Origin of the sequence: Bartonella sp. AP65SXKL, from assembly GCF_042195725.1 — a bacterium.
Lineage (GTDB): Bacteria > Pseudomonadota > Alphaproteobacteria > Rhizobiales > Rhizobiaceae > Bartonella.
In genome coordinates this window covers 1-2,113 of sequence record NZ_JBHIOW010000051.1, presented here as the reverse complement: position 1 = coordinate 2,113, position 2,113 = coordinate 1, and the positions used below count along the sequence as shown (strand labels likewise).

Here is a 2,113-nt window from a genome sequence, read left to right as displayed (position 1 = left end):
GCATTTTTACACGTTTTGTGTAATATATTTTAACATTTAAAATGTATAAGTTTCCAGTTGCAAACAAAAGCCGTGTCCTTTAAAGGCGCGGCTTTTTTGCTATAAAGCAGCCCCCCGCCCCGTTATTTTATTTATGCTGCTTTTTCAGTGATTACATCATTACTACAAACATCATCACGAAATGTTTTCTTTTCCTTAAGAGCGGCGTTGCCATAAATCTTAACATCTTTGTAAACAACCGCTTTTCCATAAACTCTTGCATTATCAAAAATATGAGCACCTTCGTATATATAAGAAGATCCTGATACTTTTGCATTGCCATAAACAAAGCCACTCACATCAGCACTATGCCAAACCTTGGCATTGTCATAAATTTTTGCATTTACAGCAATAAAGGCTTTCCCATAAACCACGGCATTGTTACAAACTTGACCACAAATTTTTGCATCACCATAAACCTTGGCATTGTCATTAACCACGCACTTGCCATAAACTACTCCCTTACCACGAACCCACATACTACCATTAACACTCGCATTATCAGAAACCTGTGCATTGCCATAAACATGGGTATCATGACCATAAACTTTAGCTTTTCCACTCACTATAGCATTACCATAAACTTTAGCATTTTGAGCAACAATGGCATCATTACGTATTTTTGCATTTTCAGAAACGACGGCATTCACAGCAACTATAGCATTATCATACACCCAGCAATTACCATCATGTGAGAGATTATCTTCACTTTCAATAAAGCCACCAAGGTCCCCTGTCTTTACATCATCGAAATCCCTTAATGCACGAATGCGATAAAAGTGTTTAGGTTGACGGGTTTCTGCATCGTAAACTTTTTTTATTTCGTCTATAATTTCATATTTTTTGGATACATTTTTAGTGGTCATAGGTAGCTCCCTAATCTAATATTCAAACAAATTTTTAAATGAAATGGTTATAAGGAGGCGCCCCCGCCGCGCCCTATTGTTTAATTAAGCAGCTTCTTTTTCATATTCTAATTCACATTCTAAATCGTCATCATTTTCCGATTCAAGATCAGCATCATAATAGTCTTCAAAATCATCATAATACTCATGACGATAATAATCATCTTCACTACCAAATTCGGGATATGCTTCATTCCAAATATGATCATCTGCTGTTAAAGAAGCGGCGCTATGAACATAAGAATCTCCTGAAATAAGAGCACCACATACAACGGCATCATCGAAAACACGCGCGTCATCACAAATATGAGCAGCGCCGCTTATTTTTGCATTGCCTCCAACATGAGCATCATCACAAATGACGGCATCATCAGAAATATGAGCATGATCAGTTACATAGGCATTATCATAAATCTTTGCATTGCCTTCAATTACAACAGCACCTTTAATATGAGCATTCCCATAAAGACGCGCATTGCCTCCCATAAAAATAGCTTCAAAAATAGCATTCCCATAAATTTTTGCATTCCCACAAACGTCTACAAAAAAGCTTCTTACTTTTGCATTCCCAGAAACGCGGGCATTTTGAAAAACGCGGGCTTTATCATATACCCAGCACGTACCATAATGCGATAGGTTGCTTTCATTTTCTATAAAACCACCTAAATCCCCCGCCTTGACATCTCCAAAATCTTTTAAGGCGCGTATACGGTATAATGTGAGACCAGTCATATGATCTATTTCATTAGTCAATTCATATTTTTTGGATGGTTTTCTCTTTTTAACTGTAGCGTTCATGCTAGTAATCCTTATCAATGAAGTTTTTAATTAACAGCCCATAAGGGCGTCGGGTGCTAAAAACACGGTGATAAGTCCGCCGCTATGCTTTTCCCTCGCGAAGGGTATTGTATGGCATAGCTACACCCGACATAACCGTTATATGCCAATGATAGCATAAAAGAAAGTCAGTATTTTGAAGATGGGAAAAACCTTATCGTGGCTTATCCGCTTATCACAAGTGTTTTTAGCACTTGTCGACCTTTCTAAACGAACCTTTCCTTAATGTCAATACGTATTTTTTATTTTTTTCACTTTTTTTCATTTTGATACCTACCTAATTGAATACCAAGTGATTTTAAATTTTACTTTTGGTTTTTAGTATAAAAATG

The 2,113-nt window shown here is 36.7% G+C and carries 2 protein-coding genes; both read right to left on the bottom strand.

Annotated elements, in window-relative coordinates; translation table 11 throughout:
• Positions 1 to 131 precede the first annotated feature (131 nt).
• Complete coding sequence (locus tag ACFIMP_RS09525) at positions 132 to 905, bottom strand: hypothetical protein (RefSeq protein WP_375678189.1); 774 nt, start codon at positions 903 to 905, stop codon at positions 132 to 134.
• 84 nt (positions 906 to 989) lie between these two features.
• Positions 990 to 1,742: a hypothetical protein gene (locus ACFIMP_RS09520; protein ID WP_375686325.1), complete on the bottom strand. Its 753-nt coding sequence runs from the start codon at positions 1,740 to 1,742 to the stop codon at positions 990 to 992.
• Positions 1,743 to 2,113 lie beyond the last annotated feature (371 nt).